General features: G+C 69.6%; 20 protein-coding genes. 14 read left to right on the top strand and 6 right to left on the bottom strand.

Translation table 11 applies throughout. The features are described 5' to 3' along the window. Positions 1-59 precede the first annotated feature (59 nt). Positions 60-572, top strand: coding sequence for a peptide deformylase (gene def / locus ACYBYQ_RS19380; RefSeq protein ID WP_459616052.1), 513 nt, complete (start codon positions 60-62; stop codon positions 570-572). 80 nt (positions 573-652) lie between these two features. After that, on the top strand, positions 653-1,603 hold the full coding sequence (fmt, locus tag ACYBYQ_RS19375; RefSeq protein ID WP_459616051.1) for a methionyl-tRNA formyltransferase: 951 nt from the start codon (positions 653-655) through the stop codon (positions 1,601-1,603). A gap of 46 nt (positions 1,604-1,649) precedes the next feature. On the opposite strand, the gene ACYBYQ_RS19370 is transcribed toward fmt, so the two are convergent. From ACYBYQ_RS19370 to ACYBYQ_RS19355, 4 genes are read right to left on the bottom strand one after another with little or no spacing between them, the layout of a single operon-like run. Then, a complete protein-coding gene (locus tag ACYBYQ_RS19370; protein ID WP_459616050.1) occupies positions 1,650-2,291 on the bottom strand; it encodes a pyridoxamine 5'-phosphate oxidase family protein in 642 nt (213 codons plus the stop codon). A gap of 20 nt (positions 2,292-2,311) precedes the next feature. Continuing rightward, complete coding sequence (locus ACYBYQ_RS19365) at positions 2,312-2,941, bottom strand: HAD hydrolase-like protein (protein ID WP_459616049.1); 630 nt, start codon at positions 2,939-2,941, stop codon at positions 2,312-2,314. Then, a complete protein-coding gene (locus tag ACYBYQ_RS19360) occupies positions 2,938-3,519 on the bottom strand; it encodes a hypothetical protein (RefSeq protein ID WP_459616048.1) in 582 nt (193 codons plus the stop codon). Before ACYBYQ_RS19360 ends, ACYBYQ_RS19365 begins: the two co-directional genes overlap by 4 nt. 2 nt (positions 3,520-3,521) lie before the next feature. Next, the gene (locus ACYBYQ_RS19355; protein WP_459616047.1) at positions 3,522-4,109 is read right to left on the bottom strand and encodes an LOG family protein; all 588 of its coding nucleotides are present in this window, start codon (positions 4,107-4,109) and stop codon (positions 3,522-3,524) included. A gap of 231 nt (positions 4,110-4,340) precedes the next feature. Here ACYBYQ_RS19355 and ACYBYQ_RS19350 point away from each other — a divergent pair, with 231 nt between their 5' ends. Next, positions 4,341-4,895, top strand: a complete 555-nt coding sequence (locus ACYBYQ_RS19350) for a ferritin-like domain-containing protein (RefSeq protein WP_459616046.1) — start codon at positions 4,341-4,343, stop codon at positions 4,893-4,895. Between the two features lie 28 nt (positions 4,896-4,923). Here the strand turns inward: ACYBYQ_RS19350 and rimO are convergent, their stop codons facing one another. Further along, a complete protein-coding gene (rimO, locus tag ACYBYQ_RS19345) occupies positions 4,924-6,285 on the bottom strand; it encodes a 30S ribosomal protein S12 methylthiotransferase RimO (RefSeq protein ID WP_459616045.1) in 1,362 nt (453 codons plus the stop codon). A 232-nt stretch (positions 6,286-6,517) separates the two neighbouring features. Between rimO and ACYBYQ_RS19340 the strand changes: the two genes are divergently transcribed. The 10 genes from ACYBYQ_RS19340 (at position 6,518) to ACYBYQ_RS19295 (ending at position 17,019) form a co-directional block, all read left to right on the top strand. Then, positions 6,518-6,826 carry a hypothetical protein gene (locus ACYBYQ_RS19340; protein ID WP_459616044.1) on the top strand — a complete coding sequence of 103 codons (309 nt, stop codon included), beginning with the start codon at positions 6,518-6,520 and terminating at the stop codon, positions 6,824-6,826. A 177-nt stretch (positions 6,827-7,003) separates the two neighbouring features. Beyond that, positions 7,004-7,618, top strand: coding sequence for an OmpA family protein (locus ACYBYQ_RS19335; protein WP_459616043.1), 615 nt, complete (start codon positions 7,004-7,006; stop codon positions 7,616-7,618). 129 nt (positions 7,619-7,747) lie between these two features. Continuing rightward, positions 7,748-8,437, top strand: coding sequence for an HAD family hydrolase (locus ACYBYQ_RS19330; RefSeq protein ID WP_459616042.1), 690 nt, complete (start codon positions 7,748-7,750; stop codon positions 8,435-8,437). Between the two features lie 68 nt (positions 8,438-8,505). Continuing rightward, the gene (gene rsmB / locus ACYBYQ_RS19325) at positions 8,506-9,834 is read left to right on the top strand and encodes a 16S rRNA (cytosine(967)-C(5))-methyltransferase RsmB (protein WP_459616041.1); all 1,329 of its coding nucleotides are present in this window, start codon (positions 8,506-8,508) and stop codon (positions 9,832-9,834) included. 41 nt (positions 9,835-9,875) lie between these two features. Further along, positions 9,876-10,463: a DUF4390 domain-containing protein gene (locus tag ACYBYQ_RS19320; RefSeq protein WP_459616040.1), complete on the top strand. Its 588-nt coding sequence runs from the start codon at positions 9,876-9,878 to the stop codon at positions 10,461-10,463. Then, the gene (locus ACYBYQ_RS19315; protein ID WP_459616039.1) at positions 10,460-12,748 is read left to right on the top strand and encodes a sensor histidine kinase; all 2,289 of its coding nucleotides are present in this window, start codon (positions 10,460-10,462) and stop codon (positions 12,746-12,748) included. Before ACYBYQ_RS19320 ends, ACYBYQ_RS19315 begins: the two co-directional genes overlap by 4 nt. Positions 12,749-12,759: 11 nt before the next feature. Beyond that, positions 12,760-13,452, top strand: coding sequence for a response regulator (locus tag ACYBYQ_RS19310; RefSeq protein WP_459616038.1), 693 nt, complete (start codon positions 12,760-12,762; stop codon positions 13,450-13,452). Beyond that, positions 13,449-14,828 (top strand): Trk system potassium transporter TrkA, encoded by a 1,380-nt coding sequence (gene trkA / locus ACYBYQ_RS19305; protein WP_459616037.1) that lies wholly within the window; start codon positions 13,449-13,451, stop codon positions 14,826-14,828. The genes ACYBYQ_RS19310 and trkA overlap by 4 nt, the downstream gene beginning before the upstream one ends. 59 nt (positions 14,829-14,887) lie before the next feature. Further along, on the top strand, positions 14,888-16,357 hold the full coding sequence (locus ACYBYQ_RS19300) for a TrkH family potassium uptake protein (RefSeq protein ID WP_459616036.1): 1,470 nt from the start codon (positions 14,888-14,890) through the stop codon (positions 16,355-16,357). Between the two features lie 29 nt (positions 16,358-16,386). After that, complete coding sequence (locus ACYBYQ_RS19295) at positions 16,387-17,019, top strand: nucleotidyltransferase family protein (RefSeq protein WP_459616035.1); 633 nt, start codon at positions 16,387-16,389, stop codon at positions 17,017-17,019. Here ACYBYQ_RS19295 and ACYBYQ_RS19290 read toward each other — a convergent pair. After that, a complete protein-coding gene (locus ACYBYQ_RS19290) occupies positions 16,917-18,305 on the bottom strand; it encodes a S8 family serine peptidase (RefSeq protein WP_459616034.1) in 1,389 nt (462 codons plus the stop codon). The genes ACYBYQ_RS19295 and ACYBYQ_RS19290 overlap by 103 nt on opposite strands. Positions 18,306-18,473: 168 nt before the next feature. Here ACYBYQ_RS19290 and ACYBYQ_RS19285 point away from each other — a divergent pair, with 168 nt between their 5' ends. After that, complete coding sequence (locus tag ACYBYQ_RS19285; RefSeq protein WP_459616033.1) at positions 18,474-18,965, top strand: RNA polymerase sigma factor; 492 nt, start codon at positions 18,474-18,476, stop codon at positions 18,963-18,965. The last annotated feature ends 20 nt before the right edge of the window (positions 18,966-18,985 follow it).

Below are 18,985 nucleotides of genomic sequence, written 5' to 3'. Positions count from 1 at the left end.
AAATCAACACTCTAATGCATTATCATGTCTACCCACTCTGATTAGGCACGTGGTTTTTCATGGCTTTGCTTCCCATCCTCCGTTATCCCGATCCCCGCCTCCACAAGAAGGCCAAGCCGGTCGAGGTGGTGGATGACCGCATCCGCAAGCTGGTGCGCGACATGGCCGACACCATGTACGAAGCCCCCGGCGTGGGCCTGGCCGCCACCCAGGTCGACGTGCACGAGCGCGTCATCGTCATCGACGTCTCCGAGGGCGGCAACGAACTGCGCGTGCTGATCAACCCCGAGATCACCTGGAAGAGCGAAACCCTGCAAACCTACGAGGAAGGGTGCCTCTCGGTGCCGGGCATCTACGATGAAGTCCAGCGCGCCGAGCGCATCCGCTGCAAGGCGCTCGACGAGCAGGGCCGGCCCTACGAGTTCGAGGCCGACGGCCTGCTGGCCGTGTGCGTGCAGCACGAGATCGACCACCTCGACGGCAAGGTATTCGTCGAATACCTGTCCAGCCTCAAGCAGAACCGCATCAAGACCAAGCTCAAGAAGGCCGAGCGCGAGGCGCTGAAGGCCTGAGCCCGGGCGGCGTCCCGGCGGTACGCGGTATCCTTGGGCCTCTCCAGACCCGATCCGCCCGTCCGTACCCGCCGCCATCCATGCGCCTCGTCTTTGCCGGAACTCCCGAATTCGCCCGCGTCGCCCTGGACGCCATCCTGGCCGCGGGCCATGACGTCCCGCTCGTGCTCACCCAGCCCGACCGCCCGGCCGGACGCGGCCTGAAGCTCACCCCCAGCCCGGTGAAGCAGGCGGCGCAGGCCGCCGGCATCGCGGTGGCCCAGCCGCGCAGCCTGCGCCTGGACGGCCGCTATCCCGAAGACGCCGCGCAGGCCCGCGAGCAATTGCTGCAGGCCGCGCCCGAGGCCATGGTGGTGGCTGCCTACGGGCTCATCCTGCCTGCCTGGACGCTGCAGCTGCCGCGCCTGGGCTGCCTCAACATCCATGCCAGCCTGCTGCCGCGCTGGCGCGGCGCCGCACCGATACAGCGCGCCATCGAGGCGGGCGACGCGCGCACCGGCATCACCATCATGCAGATGGACGAGGGGCTGGACACCGGCCCCATGCTGCTGGAACGCGCCGTGCCCATCGCACCCGGGCAGACCGCCGCCGAACTGCACGACATCCTGGCGCAGGCGGGCGGCGAGGCCATCGTCGAGGCGCTGGCCCGCCTGGCGGCCGGCGAACTGGCGGCGCGGCCGCAGCCCGCCGCCGGCGTGACCTATGCCGCCAAGCTCGACAAGGCCGAGGCCGCGCTCGACCTCGCGCAGCCTGCGGAAGCCCTGGCGCGTCGCGTGCATGCCTTCAATCCGGTGCCGGGCGCCACCGTGCGTCTGCCGGGGCTGCCCGATCCGGTCAAGGTGTGGCGCGCCCAGGCCCTGCCCGACGAGCGGGGGGGCGAGCCCGGCACGGTGCTGCGGGCTGCCGCCCAGGGGGTGGACGTGGCGACGGGCCAGGGGGTGCTGCGCCTGCTGGAACTGCAGAAGGCCGGCGGCAAGCGCCAGCCCGCCGACGTCTTCGTGCGGGGCTGGCAGCCGCCCGCCGCAGACTGAGCGGCGTCTGCCGGCGCCCGCCGGGGCGGGATGCCGCAGTCGGCAATCAATACAGCGTGGCCTTGACCCGCGCGGGCAGGTCCCGGTCGTAGGCGGCGCCATCCAGCGTGCCGGCGCTCAGGTCCGACAGCATGCGGCCGGTGCTGGGCAAGGCCTCGCGCGGCACCTGGCGCGCCGGATCCCACAGGCCCGAGCGCACGATGGCGCGCGAGCACTGGAAAAACACCGTTTCCACGCGCACCACCAGCACGGTGCGCGGCGGCTTGCCGTCCATGGCGTAGCGGGCCAGAAGCCCGGGGTCGGTGCGGATCTCGGCGCGGCCGTTCACCCGCAGCGTCTCGCCCACGCCGGGTATCAGGAACAGCAGGGCCACCCGGGGATCGGCCAGGATGTTGCGCAGGCTGTCGATCCTGTTGTTGCCCCGGCGGTCGGGGATGTGCAGGGTGCGTTCGTCGTGCACTGCCACGAAGCCGGCGGGGTCGCCGCGCGGCGAGGCGTCCAGGCCGTCGGGCCCGCAGGTCGCCAGCACGGCGAACGGGGCCGCCTCGATGAAGGCGCGGTAGTGCGGGTGCACGTGGTCGACCTCCTTGACCAGCGAGGCCCCGGCCGGTTCGCCGTACAGTGCCTGCAGGGCCTGCAGGTCGGCGATGCGGTGCGGGGCGGCGTCGGGCCGGGGATCGGATGGCATGGATGGCTCCGTGGTGGGTGTCAGCAGTCCGGCAGGGCGGCGAGGTCCTGGACGGTCATGAATACGGCGTCGGGGCCGCCGGTCCGCAGCGCCTGCACGTCGTTGTAGCCCCAGGCCACGCTGCCGACGTGCACGCCGGCCTTGCGCGCCGCCTCGATGTCGCGCAGTTCGTCGCCGACCAGCATGAGCGCCTGCGGCTCGATCCCGTGGCGCGCCACCAGGCGCTGCAGCTTGGCCGCCTTGCCGAACATGTCGGTGCCGCACTCGTAGTCGTCGAACAGCGCGCCGACATCCGGCCCGAGCACGCGCCGTACGTTCTCGATGGAGTTCGAGCTCACCACGGCCAGCACCAGGCCCGCCTGCCTGAGTTGCGCCACGGCCTGGGCGATGCCGTCGAACAGGCGCACGTCGGGGCTGATGTCGCGCATGCGCGTGCGCACGTGGTTCATGATGGCCGGCAGCTTCCACAATGGAACCTGCAGGGCGGCGAGCACATCCTGGGCGCTGCGGTGGCGCAGCCGGGCGCGCTCCTCGGGGCCCGGCTTGCGGAAGCGGTAGCGCTCGGCCACGTCGTCCAGGATGCTCTCGAACCAGGGCAGCGTGTCGGCCAGGGTGCCGTCGAAGTCGAAGGCCACGACGCGGTAGCTCAAGCCGTGCTCCACGCGGGCGGCGGCGCGTCGCGGCGGATCCAGGCCAGCACGGGCGCCAGGGCCTCGATGGCCGGCGCCCCGGCCACCACGCGCTGCGCATCGGTCCAGGGATAGGGCAGCGCCGTGATCCAGGCCAGCACCGCATCGGTCTGGCCCGGCTCGAGCGTGACCATGTCCTCGATGACGATCTCCAGGTATTCGGCCTGGTGGGGCTCGGCGCGGAAGCGCCAATCGTAGGTGCCGCAGCCCACGCGGGCCCGGCCGGTGGCCTTTTCGGTCATGCCGACCAGCCAGTCGCAGGTGTAGGACGCCAGCACCGCGCCGCTGGCGGGCCGCGAGAGATAGAAGGTGTAGACGTTCTCGTAGGTCTGGCCGAAGCGGCGCACCAGCGCCTCGGCGATGGCGGCCACGCCGCGGGCCTCCGGCGGGAAGGCGATGGCCTCGGTGCGCAGCGTCATCCTCAGCACCGCGTCGGGCGCGAAGGCGCGCGTCATGAACCACGGACGGTTCTCGTCCTTGGCATGGAAATAGTCGCGCAGCACCGCCGCCGTGTCGCGCGGGGACGGGCCGGCGGCCATGGTCAGTGCTCGCCCTGGCTGATCCATTTGGAAACCGTGGGCGGGGCGTAGCGCTCGAAGCGGTCGAGCAGGGCGGCGGGATCGGACTCCACCGCGAGCATGGCGCGGTGTTCGGGACGCATGAAGGCTTCCTCCACGGTGTGGTCCAGAAAGCCCGCCAGCTTGTCGTAGTAGCCGGCGATGTTGAGCACGCCGCAGGGCTTGCGATGCATGCCGAGCTGGGCCCAGGTCCAGGTTTCGAACAGTTCCTCGAAGGTGCCCACGCCGCCGGGCAGCGCCACGAAGCCGTCCGACCGCTCGGCCATCATGGTCTTGCGCTCGTGCATGGAGGCCACCACGTGCAGTTCGGTGAGGCCGGGATGGGCCAGCTCCCTGTCGATGAGCGACTGGGGGATGATGCCGATGACGCGGCCGCCCTCGGCCATGACGGTGTCGGCCACCGCCCCCATCAGGCCGACGCGCGCACCGCCATAGACCAGGGTGATGTTCCGGCGCGCGAGCTCGCGGGCGAGGGCGCGGGCTTGTTCGAGGTAGATGGGTTGGCGGCCGCTGTTCGAGCCGCAGTATACGCAGATGCTTTGCAAGGCCATTGAATCGTCTTCGGAAGGAGGCGACGGATTGTTGCGAAATGCGTCGCGGGAACGGCAGCGGTTAGTTTACGCAATTGTCGGGCGGGGTTTTCCCGGAACCTGCCGCGCTTTGTTGCCATGCAGCAAACATTCGAAACAGCTTAATGGATTGCAGTCGATACACTGGTTCCAACGGCTGGCTCGCGATCCGACCCAGCCCCGCCGCCGTCAACCAGACCAGGAGCTAGCGACATGGAGCCTTCTACCCATTCCCAGCAGGCAGGCCAGTTTGCCATCGACGTCAAGGCCATCCGCGCCCGCGCCCGCCAGGACGTCGAAGATGGCGCCGTCACAGGCGGCTATCGCGCCGACCGTGCCACCGTGCTCAAGCTGCTCAACGAGGCGCTGGCCACCGAGGTGGTCTGCGTGCTGCGCTACAAGCGGCACGCCTTCATGGCGAAGGGCCTGAATGCCGAACCCGTGGCGGCCGAATTCGCCGAGCATGCTTCCGAGGAGCAGGAACACGCCGACCGGCTGGCCGAGCGCATCGTGCAGCTCGGGGGCGAACCCAACCTGTCGCCCGACGGGCTGGTGCTGCGCAGCCACTCCGAATACGTCGAGGGCGTCACGCTGCGCGACATGATCCACGAGGACCTCGTCGCCGAGCGCATCGCCATCGACAGCTATCGCCAGATGATCGACTACATCGGCGACAAGGATCCCACCACCCGGCGCCTGCTCGAGGACATCCTCGCCACGGAGGAAGAGCACGCCGACGACCTGGCGGACTTCCTGGTCCGCAACTGAGCCGGCGCGCGCCGGCCTGGCGCGCACGCTACAGCGCCGTGCCCCGCAAGTCGTATTCGCTGGCTTCGGTGACGCGCACCCGCACCAGGTCTCCTGCCTTCAGCGCGCGCGTGCTGTCCACATAGACGCAGCCGTCGATCTCCGGCGCATCGGCGCTGGAGCGGCCGACGATGTCGCCGTCCTCGTCCGTGCCGTCGATCAGCACCTCGATTTCCCGGCCCACGCGGGCCTGCAGCCGCTGCGCGGAGATGGCCTGCTGGTGCGCCATGAAGCGTTCCCAGCGTTCCTGCTTCACCGCTTCGGGCACCGGGTTGGCCAGCGCGTTGGCCGGGGCGCCTTCCACCGGCGAATACTGGAAGCAGCCCACGCGGTCGAGCTGCGCCTCGCTCATCCAGTCGAGCAGGTACTGGAAATCGTCCTCGGTCTCGCCCGGGAACCCCACGATGAAGGTGGAGCGGATGGTGAGGTCCGGACAGGTCTCGCGCCATTGCTTGATGCGCGCCAGCGTCTTGTCTTCGAAGGCCGGCCGCTTCATGGCCTTGAGGATGCGCGGACTGGCGTGCTGGAACGGGATGTCGAGGTAAGGCAGGATCTTGCCCTGCGCCATCAGCGGGATCACCTCGTCGACGTGCGGATACGGATAGACGTAGTGCAGGCGCGTCCAGACGCCCAGTTCGGAAAGGGCGGCACAGAGCTCCGTCATGCGCGTCTTCACCGGGCGGCCGTTCCAGAAGCCGCTGCGGTATTTCAGGTCCACGCCGTAGGCGCTGGTGTCCTGCGAGATCACCAGCAGCTCCTTCACGCCCGCCTTCACCAGGCGCTCGGCCTCGTTCAGCACCTCGCCCACCGGGCGGCTGACCAGGTCGCCGCGCATCGACGGGATGATGCAGAAGCTGCAGCGATGGTTGCAGCCCTCGGAAATCTTGAGGTACGCGTAGTGGCGCGGCGTGAGCTTGATGCCCTGCGGCGGCACCAGGTCCAGGTAGGGGTTGTGGTCCTGCCGCGGCGGAGCCGCCTCGTGCACCGCGCGCACCACCTGTTCGTACTGCTGCGGGCCGGTGACGGCCAGCACGCTGGGATGCACCTGCCGGATCGCCGCTTCCTCCACGCCCATGCAGCCGGTGACGATGACCTTGCCGTTCTCGGCAATCGCCTCGCCGATGGCCTCGAGCGATTCGGCCTTGGCGCTGTCGATGAAGCCACAGGTGTTGACCACCACCACATCGGCGTCGTCGTAGGTGGGCGTGACCTCGTAGCCTTCGGTGCGAAGCTGGGTCAGGATGCGTTCGGAGTCGACCAGGGCCTTCGGGCAGCCGAGGCTGACGAAGCCGACTTTGGGCGCGTTCGCGCGCGACGCGGTTTGCTCTTCCGGAGCGGAAATGCGGGTCATGGGGGGTGTCCGTTCTGAGTGCGGGGCGCCGGGGCCGGCGCGGCGCGCAAAAACCGAAGTGGAGCCTGCGCGCGAGGGGAAACCGCATTGTATCAATGCGGGCCCTGGCGGCATGAGCCCTCGTGCCGGAACCCGCGCGCCCGCCACGAAGCCTCCTGCAGGCTGCACTTCCCGTTCATGATGCCGTGGGATCATTTCCGGCGATCCGCCCAGTTCGAAGGAAGACAAGACCATGACACCTCGCATCGCTCTGGCCTCGATGTCGTTTGCTGCGGCCGCGCTGCTCTTTTCGGCGATCTCCGCGCCCGTGGCGGCGCAGACGGCACAAGCTTCGCTGGCGAGCGGTATGGTGGACGGCGGGAATGTCACGGCGGAAGTGAGCGCGGCAGTCAGGACCGGCAATCGCCTCACCGTCAAGGCGCGTTTCGTTGAAGTGCCGGGTGCAAAGGGCGGGGGCAGGACGCTCTACGGCAGCATCTCCAAATCCAGCTACGAAACAGAGTTCTCCTTCTTGCTGATGAGAAGAAGTATCTGCTGCTGAAGGACTCGGCGGGCAACGCGCTGACGCCGCCCGATTTCAGCCTCTCGCAGGAAGGCAAGGTGCGTGGCACCTGGTATGGCATTTTCCCGGCGCCGCCCGCGGGTGAAAGCCTGATGCTGTTCCTGCCCAATGTGGAGCCGCTGGGGCCCTTCACCGCCTCCGGGGAGTGACGGCGTCGTGGGCAGCCGGCTTGCCTGTCTGGGACCGCGCCTGGCGCTGGCGATGATGCTCGGTGTGCCCGGCCTGGCGCTTGCGCAGTCCGGGCAGGCCGATTACGACCCCGCCCTCTACATCCTGGACCTCGTGCCCGAGGTGCGCGACATCAAGGGCCTGTCGCTGGATGTCACCGCCACCACCGCCGGCCTGTCCGACGATGCGCGCAAACTGATCGAGCAGAACCAGGACATTTCCATGCGCGAGTCCGACGAGGGCATCGTGCTGTCCGTCGCCAGCGACATCCTGTTTGCTTTCGACAGCGATGCGCTCTCGCCCAAGGCGAAGACCACGCTGAAAGACCTGGCGACCATCATCAAAAGTGCGCCGCAGGGCACGGTGAAGGTCGTCGGCCATACCGACGCGAAGGGCACTGACGCCTACAACCAGTCCCTGTCGGAGGCCCGCGCCCGTTCGGTAACGGACTTCCTGCGCACGCTGGGCGTGGAACCGGGGCGTCTGGCGCCAGAAGGTCGCGGGGAAAGCCAGCCCGTCGCTCCCAACGAAATCGAGGGCAAGGAAAATCCCGAGGGGCGCGCGCGCAACCGCCGGGTGGAGTTCGTACTGCCCAGGCAATGAGTGCCCGCAGCCGCGACAGGGCAAGGCGTGGGCCGACCGCCGCCCGCCGTCATGCCCCTGACGCCGGAGCATGGTTCAATAAGCCTATGCCACCTGTGCCCGCTCCGGCGGGCCGTATCCCGAACCGCCATGACGCCTTCTGCCCTGCTCGCCGACCGCAAAGCCATCGTCTTCGACCTGGACGGCACGCTGCTCGACACGGTGGAAGACATCCGCCAGGCCGTGAGCCTGGCCCTGGCGGAGTGCGGCTTCGCGGCGCTGCCGCCCGATTACCGCATGCCGGACCTGCACGGCGCCTTCCCTTCGGCCCTGGTGGCGGTGATGCGCGACCGCAATGTGCCCGACAGCCTGCGCGATGCCCTCATTGCCTCCTATACCGGCCACTATGATCGGCTCGCGCATGGCAATTCACGGCCCTATCCGGGCCTGCTGGGCTTCCTGGATGACTGCCGCCGGCGCGGCGTGGGGCTGGCGGTGTGCACCAACAAGCGCCATGCGCCGGCCCTGCAGGCGCTGCAGCAGACGGGGCTGCTGCCGTATTTCTCGCATGTGTCGGGCAGCGACACCGTGAGCCGGCCCAAGCCCGACGCGGAGCCGCTGCGCCAGGCCTTCGCGGCGCTGGGCGTGACGGCGGATCAGTCGGCCTACATCGGCGACACCCACGTCGACGCGCTGAGCGCCAGCCGTGCCGGGGTGCCGTTCCTGCTGTTCCGCTCGGGCTATGGCAGCGAACTGGTGCACCAGTATCCGATCGCGGCGGCTTTCGACGACTACGCCGAGCTGCTGCCAGCGGGCAGCAGCCAGGCCATGCCGGCCTGAATCCCTGGCCGCGCCATGCCGCGGCCGGAGTACGGCTACCATATCGGTCCCCGTATCGATATTTCGCCATGCCTTCGTCTCCAGATTCCCGGGCCTGGGCCCCGCCGCTGTCGCAGAGCCTGCTGGCTGCCGCCGACGCCGTCCAGGCCGTGCAGCAGGGCGGCTCGCTCACCGAGGCGCTGGCGCAGGCGCCCGCGCCCCTGCGGCCGGGGGCGCAGGCCCTGGCCTTCCACGCGATGCGGCAGCTGGGCTGGGCCGATGCGCTGGCGCGCACGCTGGTGCAGAAGTCGCCCGGCCTGCGTTTCGACGCGCTGCTGCGCGTTGCCCTGACCCTGCTCAAGCCCGATGCCGGCGAGCTTCCCGGCATGCCGCGCTATGCGCCGCACACGGTGGTGGACCAGGCCGTGGAGGCGGCAGCGGGCCAGCGCAAGCTGGCGCCGTACAAGGGCCTGCTCAATGCCTGCCTGCGGCGGGTACTGCGCGAAAGCGCGGCGCTGGCCGCCGTGCTGGCGGAGGATCCCGTCGCCCGCTGGAACCATCCGCGCTGGTGGATCGAACGCCTGCAGGCCGACTACCCGGACCATTGGGAAGCGCTGCTGGAGGTGGCCAATGTGCCCGCGCCGCTGATGCTGCGGGCCAACCGGCGGCGCATCACGCGCGAACGCCTGCTGCACGAGTTCGGCGAGGCAGGCGTGGCGGCAGGGCCGGTGGGCGAGGCCGGGGTGCTGCTGGCCGCCCCGCGGCCGGTGACGCAGCTGCCAGGCTTCGATGCCGGCTGGTGGTCGGTGCAGGACGCGGGAGCCCAGCTGGCGGCTCCGCTGCTGGCCGTGCGCGACGGCATGCGGGTGCTGGATGCATGTGCCGCGCCCGGCGGCAAGACCGCGCATCTGCTCGAACAGGCCGACGTGGAGCTGCTGGCGCTGGATGCCGACGGCGCCAGGCTGGCGCGCGTGGGCGAGAACCTGGATCGCCTGGGGTTGCGCTCGCCGCGGGTGCGGCTGACCCAGGCCGATGCCGCCGACCTGGACGCCTGGTGGGACGGCCGCCCCTATGATGCGGTGCTCGCCGACGTGCCGTGCACCGCCTCCGGCATCGTGCGGCGCCATCCCGACATCCGCTGGCTGCGGCGCGCCGACGACGTATCGCGCACGGCGCGGCTGCAGGCGCAGATCGTGGACGCGCTATGGCGCACCGTGGCGCCCGGCGGGCGGCTGCTCTACGTGACCTGCTCGATCTTCCCCGCCGAGGGCGAGGACCAGGCCGCTGCATTTGCGGCCCGGCATGGCGATGCCCGGCGCCTGGAAGCGCCCGGGCAACTGCTGCCCATTGCCATGGACACAACACTGCCTGCCCGGCACGACGGTTTTTTCTATGCCTTGTTTGCCAAGCAGTCCTGAATCGCCAAGAATAGCGGCATGATGCCGCCGCTTGCCGCCGTATGTTCATGATTTTTCGCTTTTTTGCCATGCTGCTGCTGGCGTCGGCCCTGGTTCCGCTGGCGCCGGCGGAAGACGCGTGGGCGGCCGATCCGCGGGTGGTGCGCGTCGATCCGCTGCTGCGCGACGGCAAGCTCGAGATCAACGCCGAAGTCAGCTTCGAGCTCAACGACCAGCTGCGCGATGCGGCCCAGCGGGGCCTGCCGCTGTACTTCACGGCCGACGTCATCATCACCCGCCACCGGTGGTGGTGGTTCGACAGCACCGTGGCAGACACCAGCATGACCTGGCGCATCGTCTACAACGCGCTCACCCGGCAGTGGCGCGCCGGCGCAGACCAGTTGTCGCTGCCGGTGGCTTCGCTGGACGAAGCCATGGCCATGGTGCGCACCATACGCAACTGGGCCGTGGCCGACGCCGAAGAATTCGACCTGGGCGTGAAGTACACCGGCCAGTTGCGCGTACGGCTCGACACCTCGCTGCTGGCGCGTCCCTTCCAGGTGAACGCGCTCAACAGCAGCTCGTGGTCGCCCGCCACGCCCTGGACCGAATTCTCCTTCGAGCTGGCGCCGCCGGCCAATCCCTCATGAGACGTTTCCTGCGGCTGGCTCTGGTGGTCGGCGCCATCAGCGGGCTGGCGCTGCTGGGGCTGCTGGCCTGGTCCACGGGCAATGCCTCGCGCTTCGCCCGCTACTACGACACGCTGCTGGTCCTCAACGGCATATTCGCGCTGACCCTGTTCGTCTGGGTGGTGGCGCTCACGGTGCGGCTGGCGCGGCAGATCCGCAGGCGGCAGTTCGGGGCGCGGCTCACGGCGCGCTTTGCCCTGGCCTTCGCCCTGATCGGCGTGGTGCCGGGGGCCCTGATCTACACGCTGTCGGTGCAGTTCATGTCGCGCTCGATCGAGTCGTGGTTCAACGTGCGCGTCGACAGCGCGCTGGAAGCGGGCCTGAACCTGGGCCGGGCCGCGCTCGACTCGCTGCTGGCCGACATGGACGCGCGCGCGCGCACCATGGCCACCGAGCTCAACAACATGAGCGACAACGACATCGCCCTGGCCCTGACCCGCCTGCGCGAGAACAACGGCGTGCAGGAAGCCATGGTATTCACCGGCAGCGGCCGGCTGGTGGCCTTCTCCACCAACCAGTACGGCCAGCTGCTGCCCGTCATGCCGCCCGCCACGGTGCTGAACCAGCTGCGGCTGGCGCGCGGCTATTCGGCTGCCGAAGCCGACGATCCGGCCACGTCCGCCGACGAGGCGGGCCTGCACCTGAGGGTGGTGATCCCGCTGGCCACGCCGGCGCGGCTGGACGGCATACTGGGCTCGTCGGAGCCGCGCTGGCTGCAGCTGGTGCAGCCCGTGCCGGAGCAGATCGCCCATAATGCCAACCGGGTCCAGCAGGGCTTCCGCGACTACCAGGAACTGGCCTTGTCGCGGCTAGGGCTGCGCAAGCTCTACGGCATCACGCTCACGCTGGCGCTGCTGCTGTCGGTGTTCACGGCCATCGCCGTGGCGCTGTCCCTGTCCAAGCGGCTGGTGCGCCCGCTGCTGCGGCTGGCGGCGGGCACGCAGGCGGTGGGCGTGGGCGACTACCGGCCCCTGCCCGAGCCTCCCGAGCGCGACGAAGTCGGCCAGCTCACCCGCTCCTTCAACGCCATGACGCGCCAGCTCGACGAAGCCCGGCAGATGGTCGAGAGCAACCGGCGCCAGCTCGAGCGCTCCAACGTCTACCTGGAGACCGTGCTGGCCAACCTGTCGTCCGGGGTGCTGGTGTTCGACGAAGGATTCCGCGTCACCACGGTCAACCAGGGGGCGCAGAACATCCTGCAGGCCGATCTGCGCTCGGTGATCGGCCGGCCGCTCGAAACGGTGGACGGCATGCTCGAGTTCGCGCAGGTGATCCGCCAGGCCTTCTCCGCCCATGCGGCGGTGGGGTCCGAGCGCTCGCACTGGCAGCAGCAGTTCGAAGTGAGGCCGGGCCAGGGCGAGCCCGTGGCGCTGCTGGCGCGCGGCACGCACCTGCGCGCGGACGGGCGCGGCAACGGCTACCTCGTGGTGTTCGACGACATCACCGAAGTGATCTCCGCCAACCGCACCATGGCCTGGGGCGAGGTGGCGCGGCGCCTGGCCCACGAGATCAAGAACCCGCTCACGCCCATCCAGCTCTCGGCGGAGCGGCTGGCCATGAAGCTGGCCGACCGCCTGCCGCCGGCCGAGGCGCAGATGCTGGTGCGCGCCACCAATACCATCGTGAACCAGGTCGGCTCGCTCAAGCAGATGGTCGACGAGTTCCGCGAGTACGCCCGCACGCCCCCGGCCGTGATGCAGCGCGTGGATTTCAACGCGCTAGTGGCCGACGTGCTGGCGCTGTACGGATGGGAAGGCGGGGAGGGGCCGCGCGGGATCAGCCTGGACGTGCGCCTGGAGCCGGGCCTGCCGGCCGTGGAGGGCGACCCCACCCAGCTGCGCCAGGTGATCCACAACCTGCTCGCCAACGCGCGCGACGCGGTGGCCGACCAGGGCAGCGAAGGCTGCGTCAGGGTTTCGACGCACCTGGCGGAAAGCGGCCAGCCCGACGGCAGCACGCAGCGTGCCGTGCGCTTCACCGTGGCCGATACCGGGCCGGGCTTCGCGCCGCAGGTGGCGCAGCGGGCCTTTGAGCCTTACGTCACCACCAAATCACACGGGACCGGGTTAGGATTGGCAATCGTGCGCAAGATCATCGACGAGCACGGCGGCCGCATCGACCTGGCCAATCGCAAGGAGGGCGGGGCCCGCGTGTCCATTCTGTTGACCCGTCTGGCGCAGGGGTCCGATACTACCGGTACTATGGACGCGGCCTCGCAAGCAAAGGATAATGCGGCTACGCAATAGGTGAGAGGTTTATGGCCAGAATTCTGGTGGTCGACGACGAAGTTGGCATTCGCGAACTGTTGTCCGAGATCCTATACGACGAAGGACACACGGTCGAACTGGCCGAAAACGCGGCGCAGGCGCGCGATGCGCGGTTGCGCATGCGCCCCGACCTGGTCCTGCTCGATATCTGGATGCCGGACACCGACGGGGTCAGCCTGCTGAAGGAATGGGCATCGCAGGGCCTGCTCGACATGCCCGTCATCATGATGAGCGGCCACGCCACCATCGACACCGCCGTCGAGGCCACGCGCATTGGCGCGCTCGACTTCCTCGAAAAACCCATCACCCTGCAGCGCCTGCTCAAGACGATCTCCGGTGCGCTGGCGCGCGGCAATGCGCCCCAGCCGGCGCCGGCCGCCGCCCCGATGCCGCTGCGCCCGGCCCTGCCGCCGCTCACCACCGACGCCGAACCCGCCGTGCCGGCCGCGCTCGCCCCGGCCGAGGTTCCCGCCGCCGCCAATGGCCAGCTGGGCAGCATCTCCCTCGACCAGCCGCTGCGCGAGGCCCGCGACGCCTTCGAGCGCATCTACTTCGAATACCACCTGGTCCGCGAGAACCACAGCATGACGCGCGTGTCGGAGCGCACCGGCCTGGAGCGCACGCACCTCTACCGCAAGCTCAAGCAGCTCGGCATCGAGTCGGCCCGCAAGCGCAGCACATGAAAATCCTCATCCTGGGGGCGGGCCGCGTGGGCACCAGCGTGGCCGAGAACCTGGTGTCGGAGCAGAACGACATCACGGTGGTGGACACCGATCCGGCCCACCTGCGCTACCTCCAGGAACGCTACGACCTGCGGGTGCTGCACGGCGACGGCACGCAGGTGTCGGTGCTGGAGGAGGCCGGGGCCGCCGACACCGACCTCTTCATCGCCTGCGCCGCCTCCGATTCGGTCAACATGGTGGCCTGCAGGATCTCCCGCCAGCTGTTCAACATCCCGCGGCGCATCGCGCGCATCCGCCAACCCGAGTTCGCAGACCACCCCGAGCTCATGGGCGACGACGGCTTCTGCATCGACGCACTGATCAGCCCCGAGCGCAGCGTCACCAAGTACCTGCACAGCCTCATCGAGTTCCCCGAGGCCCTGCAGGTGGTGGAATTCGCCGACGGGCGGGTCAGCGTCGTCACCGTGAGGGTGGGCCACGGCAGCCTGATGGCGCACCATCCGCTCGACGAGCTCAAGGAGGTCTGGCCCGACGTCACCGCCCGCGTCATCGACGTGCTGCGCGACGGCCGTCCGCTGCATGCCGGAAGCGGCACCGTGATCGCGCCGGGCGACGAAGTGATACTCGTGGTCGACACGCGCCACGCTCGGCGGGCGGTGCGCCAGCTGCGCGAGGCCGAGAAATCCGTGCGCCGCGTGATGATCGCCGGGGGCGGCAACATCGGCCTGCGCCTGGCGCGCGAGCTGGCCCAGGACAACTACAGCGTGCGCATCATCGAGCGCGACGAAAAGCGCTGCGAATACCTGGCCACGGTGCTGCCCAGCAACGTGCTGGTGCTGCATGGCAACGGCACCGACGAGTCCCTGCTCGAGCGCGAGAACATCGGCGACATGGACACCTTCCTGGCGCTCACCAACGACGACGAGGAGAACATCATGTCGTCGCTGCTGGCCAAGCGGCTCGCCGCGCGCAAGGTCATCGCGCTGATCAACCGGCAGGCCTATGGCGACCTCATGCAGGGCAGCCTCATCGACATCGCGGTCTCGCCCTCGCAGGCCACCATGAGCGAACTGCTGCGCCACGTGCGGCGCGGCGACGTGGTGGTGGCGCACCGGCTGCGGCAGGGCGTGGCCGAGGCGCTCGAGGCCGTGGCCCATGGCGACAGCTCGACCTCCAAGGTGGTGGGCCGGCCCGTGGGCCGGATCCGCCTGCCCAAGGGCGCCAGCATCGGTGCGCTGGTGCGCGGCGACGAGATCCTGCTGCCCGACGAGGAAACGGTGATCGAGTCCGACGACCATGTCATCGTGTTCGTGGCGTCGCGCCAGCAGATGCCGCGGGTCGAGAAGCTGTTCCAGGTCTCGGCCTCGTTCTTCTGACACGCTCCCATCCAGCCGATGCACGCCGTCCCCTACCGGTTTACGCCACGGAGTCGTCCATGAGGCGGCTGCTGCCGATCTGCTACGTGCTGGGCCTCACCATGGTGGTGTTCGCGCTGACCATGCTGATCCCGTTGGCCGTGGCCTTCCTGGGCAGGGACGACGGCCTGACCGCCTTCGTCGAAGGGTTCCTGCTGGCGCTGGGCATCGGGGGCGGCGTGTGGCTGCTCACCCGGCATGCGCGCAGCGAGCTCCACGCGCGCGACGGCTTCCTGCTCGTGTCCGCGGTATGGGCCGGCCTGCCGCTGCTCGCGGCCATTCCGCTGCTGCTCTACTACGATGGCGCGGGCATGCCGCTGTCGTTCACCGACGCGTATTTCGAGGCCATGTCGGGGCTCACCACCACCGGCGCCACGGTGCTCACCGGGCTGGAACACCTGCCGCGGTCGATCAACCTGTGGCGCGCCACGCTGGTCTGGATCGGCGGCATGGGCATCCTGGTGCTGGCCGTGGCCATCCTGCCGCTGCTGGGCGTCGGCGGCCACCAGGTGGTGCGCGCGGAAACGCCCGGCCCCATGAAAGACGAGCGGCTCACGCCGCGCATCGCCAGCACCGCCAAGGCGCTGTATGCCGTGTATTTCAGCTTGTCCATCGTGTGCTTCCTGGCCTACCGGGTGGCGGGAATGAGCTGGTTCGACGCCTGGTGCCATATGGCCACCACCATGGGCCTCGGCGGGTTTTCCACGTGGGATGCCGGCATCGGCCATTTCGATTCCGTGGCCGTGGAACTGGTGGCCATGGTGTTCATGCTGCTTTCAGGCATCAACTTCGCCACCCACTTCAATGCGCTGCGCCAGCGCAACCCGCACGCCTACCTGGCCTGCCCGCAGACGGTGCCCTACCTGGTCATCGTGCTGGGCATGGGTCTGGTCATCTCCGCCTTCCTCTACATCAAGGGCGTATACGGCGAACCGCTGGAAGCCTTGCGCTATGGCATGTTCAACACCATCTCGGTGGCCACCACCACCGGCTATGCCAACACCGACTACGCCGTCTGGCCGCTGTTCGCGCCCCTGAGCATGTTGCTTCTGGCGGCTTTCGCCACCTCGGCGGGCTCCACCGGCGGCGGCATCAAGATGATCCGCGTCATCCTGCTCGTCAAGCAGGCGCGCGCCGAGATGGTGACCATGCTGCATCCCCATGCGGTCAGTCCGGTGCGTGTCGGCGGACGCCTGGTCGAGTCGCGCGTGCTGCAGTCGGTGCTGGCTTTCATGGTGGTCTACGGCCTGTCGGTGGGCGTGCTGACCAGTCTGCTGCTGCTCTCCGGGATGGATCCGATCACCGCATTCTCTGCCGTCATGGCCACCGTGAACAATACCGGCCCGGGCCTGGGGCCGGTGGGCCCGGCGGGCAATTTCGCCGTGCTCACCGATTTCCAGGTATGGGTCTGCACCTTCGCCATGCTGATCGGGCGGCTGGAGCTGCTTACGGTGCTGGTGCTGTTCACCCCGTATTTCTGGCGCAAATAGCGATGGGCACGGGCCTGGCGGACACGGGCATGGTCGGCATCCTGCTGGCGGGCGGCTATGGCCGCCGCTACGCGCAGGCGGAGGGGGGCGACAAGCTGCTGGCGCGCCTGCCCGACGGCCGGCCGGTGGCCGTGGCTTCGGCCCAGGCCTTGCGCGCCGCCGCGGGCCCCGGCCCGGACACCATCTGGGCCGTGGTGCGCCCGGAAAGCACGGAGCTGGCCGCATTGCTGGCGGCCGAAGGGTGCCGCATCGTGGCCACCGAACGGGCACGCGAGGGCATGGGCGCGAGCCTGGCCGCGGCGGCCGCGCTGCTGCTGGCCGAACGCCCGGCGCAGCATTGCGTGGTGGCCCTGGCCGACATGCCCTGGGTGCGCCCCGACACCGTCGCGCGCATCGCCACGCTGGCCATGGCGGGGCCGCACGCGGCCGTCGCGCCCTGGCACCGCGGCCGCCGCGGCCATCCGGTGGCGTTCGGCGCAGCGCTGTGGCCGGCGCTGGCGCAGCTGGCGGGCGACGTCGGCGCGCGCGAAGTGCTGGCCGGCGCCGCAGGCGTCCATCGCTACGACACGGAGGATGCCGGGGTGCTGGCCGATGTCGACGTGCCGGACGACCTGGCGCGCGTGCCGCACAGCCCGTCCAGCGCCAGCAGCCCCGAACCATAGACCGGATCCTTGCCCGGGGCGCCAAGGTCCCGCGTCATGCGGGCCAGGGTCTCGGCCACTTCCGGCGCATCCAGGGCCGGCCGGGCTTCACGCAGGATCGCGGCAGCGGCCGAAACGAAGGGCGCGGCGAACGAGGTGCCGGTCTTCGTCCGCACTCCGCTGATCGAGGCGGCAGTCCAGACCTGCACGCCCGGCGCCGCCAGGTCCACATGCGGGCCCTGGATGGCGCGCCGATACACGCGTCCGGCGGCATCCACGCCGGTGACGGCGAGTACGGGCTCGTATGCTGCGGGATAGGCCGGCGCCGCCCGCGGGCCGTCATTGCCCACCGCCGCCACCACGACGATGTCGTGTTCGTGGACCAGGCGATCGATGGCGCGCGCCAGGGCGCTGTTGGGCGGCCCCGCCAGGCTCAGGTTGATCACGCCCACGTCTGCGGTCACCAGCATGTCCAGCGCCTGCAGCAGGCTGTAGGCGTCGGTGCGCTCGTCGGAACCCCGGCGGTGGAAAGCATCGATCGCCACCAGTCGGGATCCCGGCACCAGTCCGGGCGCACGGGAGGCGGGGTGCCCGGCGAAGAGCGCGGCCACTGCGGTGCCATGCACCGCCTGCGCAGGATCCGCGCCTTGCGAGGCGATGCGCCGCAGGTCCAGCTGCGCGCCCTGGAAGGCGGGGTGATCCGCATTGATGCCGGTGTCCACCATGCCGATGGCCACGCTGCGGCCGCAGGCGGCCGCGCGCTCCGGCATGCTGGGCCAGCCTATCATGCCGCGAGCCAGGCAGCCGGGGCCGTGGCAGGCTTCGGTGCCCTGGTTTGCGCGGTAGTAGTGGTTGTAGTCGGCGTTCTCGCCGGAACGCAGGCCGCGCACGGTGTCCCGTGCGCCAGAGAGCGTGCTGCCGGGCGGAATGCGCAGGCGATGCACGGTGCCGCCCGATCCCGGCAGCCGGGTCTCCCCGATCACGGCGTATCCCTGCGCCTGCAGGCGTGCCAGATCGGCCCTGCCCAGCGCGTGCACCACGATCTCATCGGGGGCATGCGCAGGCAAGGGAGCCGCCCGCCGGCGCGGACGATCGTCATCGTCGTCGTCGTCATCATCGTCGTCGTCATCATCATCGTCGTGGTCATCATCGTCGTACCCCCCATAGTCATCGTCGTCGGCCCACGCGGGCGTCGCCGTGGCGACGAGGAGTACGGCGGTGCAGGGCAGCGCGGCGAGGGCGACGAGGCCGGCTGCGAGCAGCGCGCGGAGGGCACGCGACAGTCTGCGGTGGAAGGGGGAAGGCATGGGCTGATCCTGTTTCGTCTGCATATTTCCAGTCTACGTGCCGGCGTGCACATTATTCCGCCACCGGGGGGCTGCCGGCTGCAGCGCGGGGCTTCGGTATGATGTGGCGCCATGGCTGCCGCCGCGGCTGCCGACAAGGATACGTTGCCGACGGAGGGCTGGCGGGGCATGCAAGACCGATTCGAGACAGAGCTGATCGACGCGCTGCCGGCGCTGCGCCGTTATGCGCTGTCACTCTGCCTGAGGGCCGACATGGCCGACGATCTGGTCCAGACGGCAGCCGAGCGGGCGCTGGCCGGCCGGCAGGGCCTGGAGCCCGGCAGCCGTCTCCAGCCCTGGCTCTTCCGCATTCTGCGCAATGCATGGATAGACGATGTCCGCCGCACGGCAACCCGTGGGACGGAACTGGATGTCCATGAAATGCCCGAAGCCGTGGTCCACGACGGCGCGCGCGCCATCGAGGCATCCATGCTGCTGCGGGAAACCGAAACGGCGCTGGCTGCGCTGGCGCCCGAGCATCGCGAAGTGATGGCGCTCGTTTGCATCGAGGAGCTCACGTATGCCGAGGCGGCCAGCGTGCTCGGCATCCCCGCGGGCACCGTCATGAGCCGTCTGGCGCGTGGCCGGCTGGCATTGGCAGAAAAGATGGGAATAAAGTGAAGGCGCGGACGTATACACCG

The sequence above is a fragment of the Bordetella sp. 2513F2 genome (assembly GCF_054642735.1).
The sequence above is the reverse complement of the archived record's forward strand: the minus strand, read 5'-3'. Positions and strand labels throughout refer to the sequence as shown.

Bases quoted from the DNA above. Each gene is read 5' to 3' on its own strand.
- def (WP_459616052.1), top strand. From the start codon at position 60: ATGGCTTTGCTTCCCATCCTCCGTTATCCCGATCCCCGCCTCCACAAG.
- fmt (WP_459616051.1), top strand. From the start codon at position 653: ATGCGCCTCGTCTTTGCCGGAACTCCCGAATTCGCCCGCGTCGCCCTG.
- ACYBYQ_RS19370 (WP_459616050.1), bottom strand. From the start codon at position 2,291: ATGCCATCCGATCCCCGGCCCGACGCCGCCCCGCACCGCATCGCCGAC.
- ACYBYQ_RS19360 (WP_459616048.1), bottom strand. From the start codon at position 3,519: ATGGCCGCCGGCCCGTCCCCGCGCGACACGGCGGCGGTGCTGCGCGAC.
- ACYBYQ_RS19355 (WP_459616047.1), bottom strand. From the start codon at position 4,109: ATGGCCTTGCAAAGCATCTGCGTATACTGCGGCTCGAACAGCGGCCGC.
- ACYBYQ_RS19350 (WP_459616046.1), top strand. From the start codon at position 4,341: ATGGAGCCTTCTACCCATTCCCAGCAGGCAGGCCAGTTTGCCATCGAC.
- rimO (WP_459616045.1), bottom strand. From the start codon at position 6,285: ATGACCCGCATTTCCGCTCCGGAAGAGCAAACCGCGTCGCGCGCGAAC.
- ACYBYQ_RS19340 (WP_459616044.1), top strand. From the start codon at position 6,518: ATGACACCTCGCATCGCTCTGGCCTCGATGTCGTTTGCTGCGGCCGCG.
- ACYBYQ_RS19330 (WP_459616042.1), top strand. From the start codon at position 7,748: ATGACGCCTTCTGCCCTGCTCGCCGACCGCAAAGCCATCGTCTTCGAC.
- rsmB (WP_459616041.1), top strand. From the start codon at position 8,506: ATGCCTTCGTCTCCAGATTCCCGGGCCTGGGCCCCGCCGCTGTCGCAG.
- ACYBYQ_RS19320 (WP_459616040.1), top strand. From the start codon at position 9,876: ATGTTCATGATTTTTCGCTTTTTTGCCATGCTGCTGCTGGCGTCGGCC.
- ACYBYQ_RS19315 (WP_459616039.1), top strand. From the start codon at position 10,460: ATGAGACGTTTCCTGCGGCTGGCTCTGGTGGTCGGCGCCATCAGCGGG.
- ACYBYQ_RS19310 (WP_459616038.1), top strand. From the start codon at position 12,760: ATGGCCAGAATTCTGGTGGTCGACGACGAAGTTGGCATTCGCGAACTG.
- trkA (WP_459616037.1), top strand. From the start codon at position 13,449: ATGAAAATCCTCATCCTGGGGGCGGGCCGCGTGGGCACCAGCGTGGCC.
- ACYBYQ_RS19300 (WP_459616036.1), top strand. From the start codon at position 14,888: ATGAGGCGGCTGCTGCCGATCTGCTACGTGCTGGGCCTCACCATGGTG.
- ACYBYQ_RS19295 (WP_459616035.1), top strand. From the start codon at position 16,387: ATGGTCGGCATCCTGCTGGCGGGCGGCTATGGCCGCCGCTACGCGCAG.
- ACYBYQ_RS19290 (WP_459616034.1), bottom strand. From the start codon at position 18,305: ATGCCTTCCCCCTTCCACCGCAGACTGTCGCGTGCCCTCCGCGCGCTG.
- ACYBYQ_RS19285 (WP_459616033.1), top strand. From the start codon at position 18,474: ATGCAAGACCGATTCGAGACAGAGCTGATCGACGCGCTGCCGGCGCTG.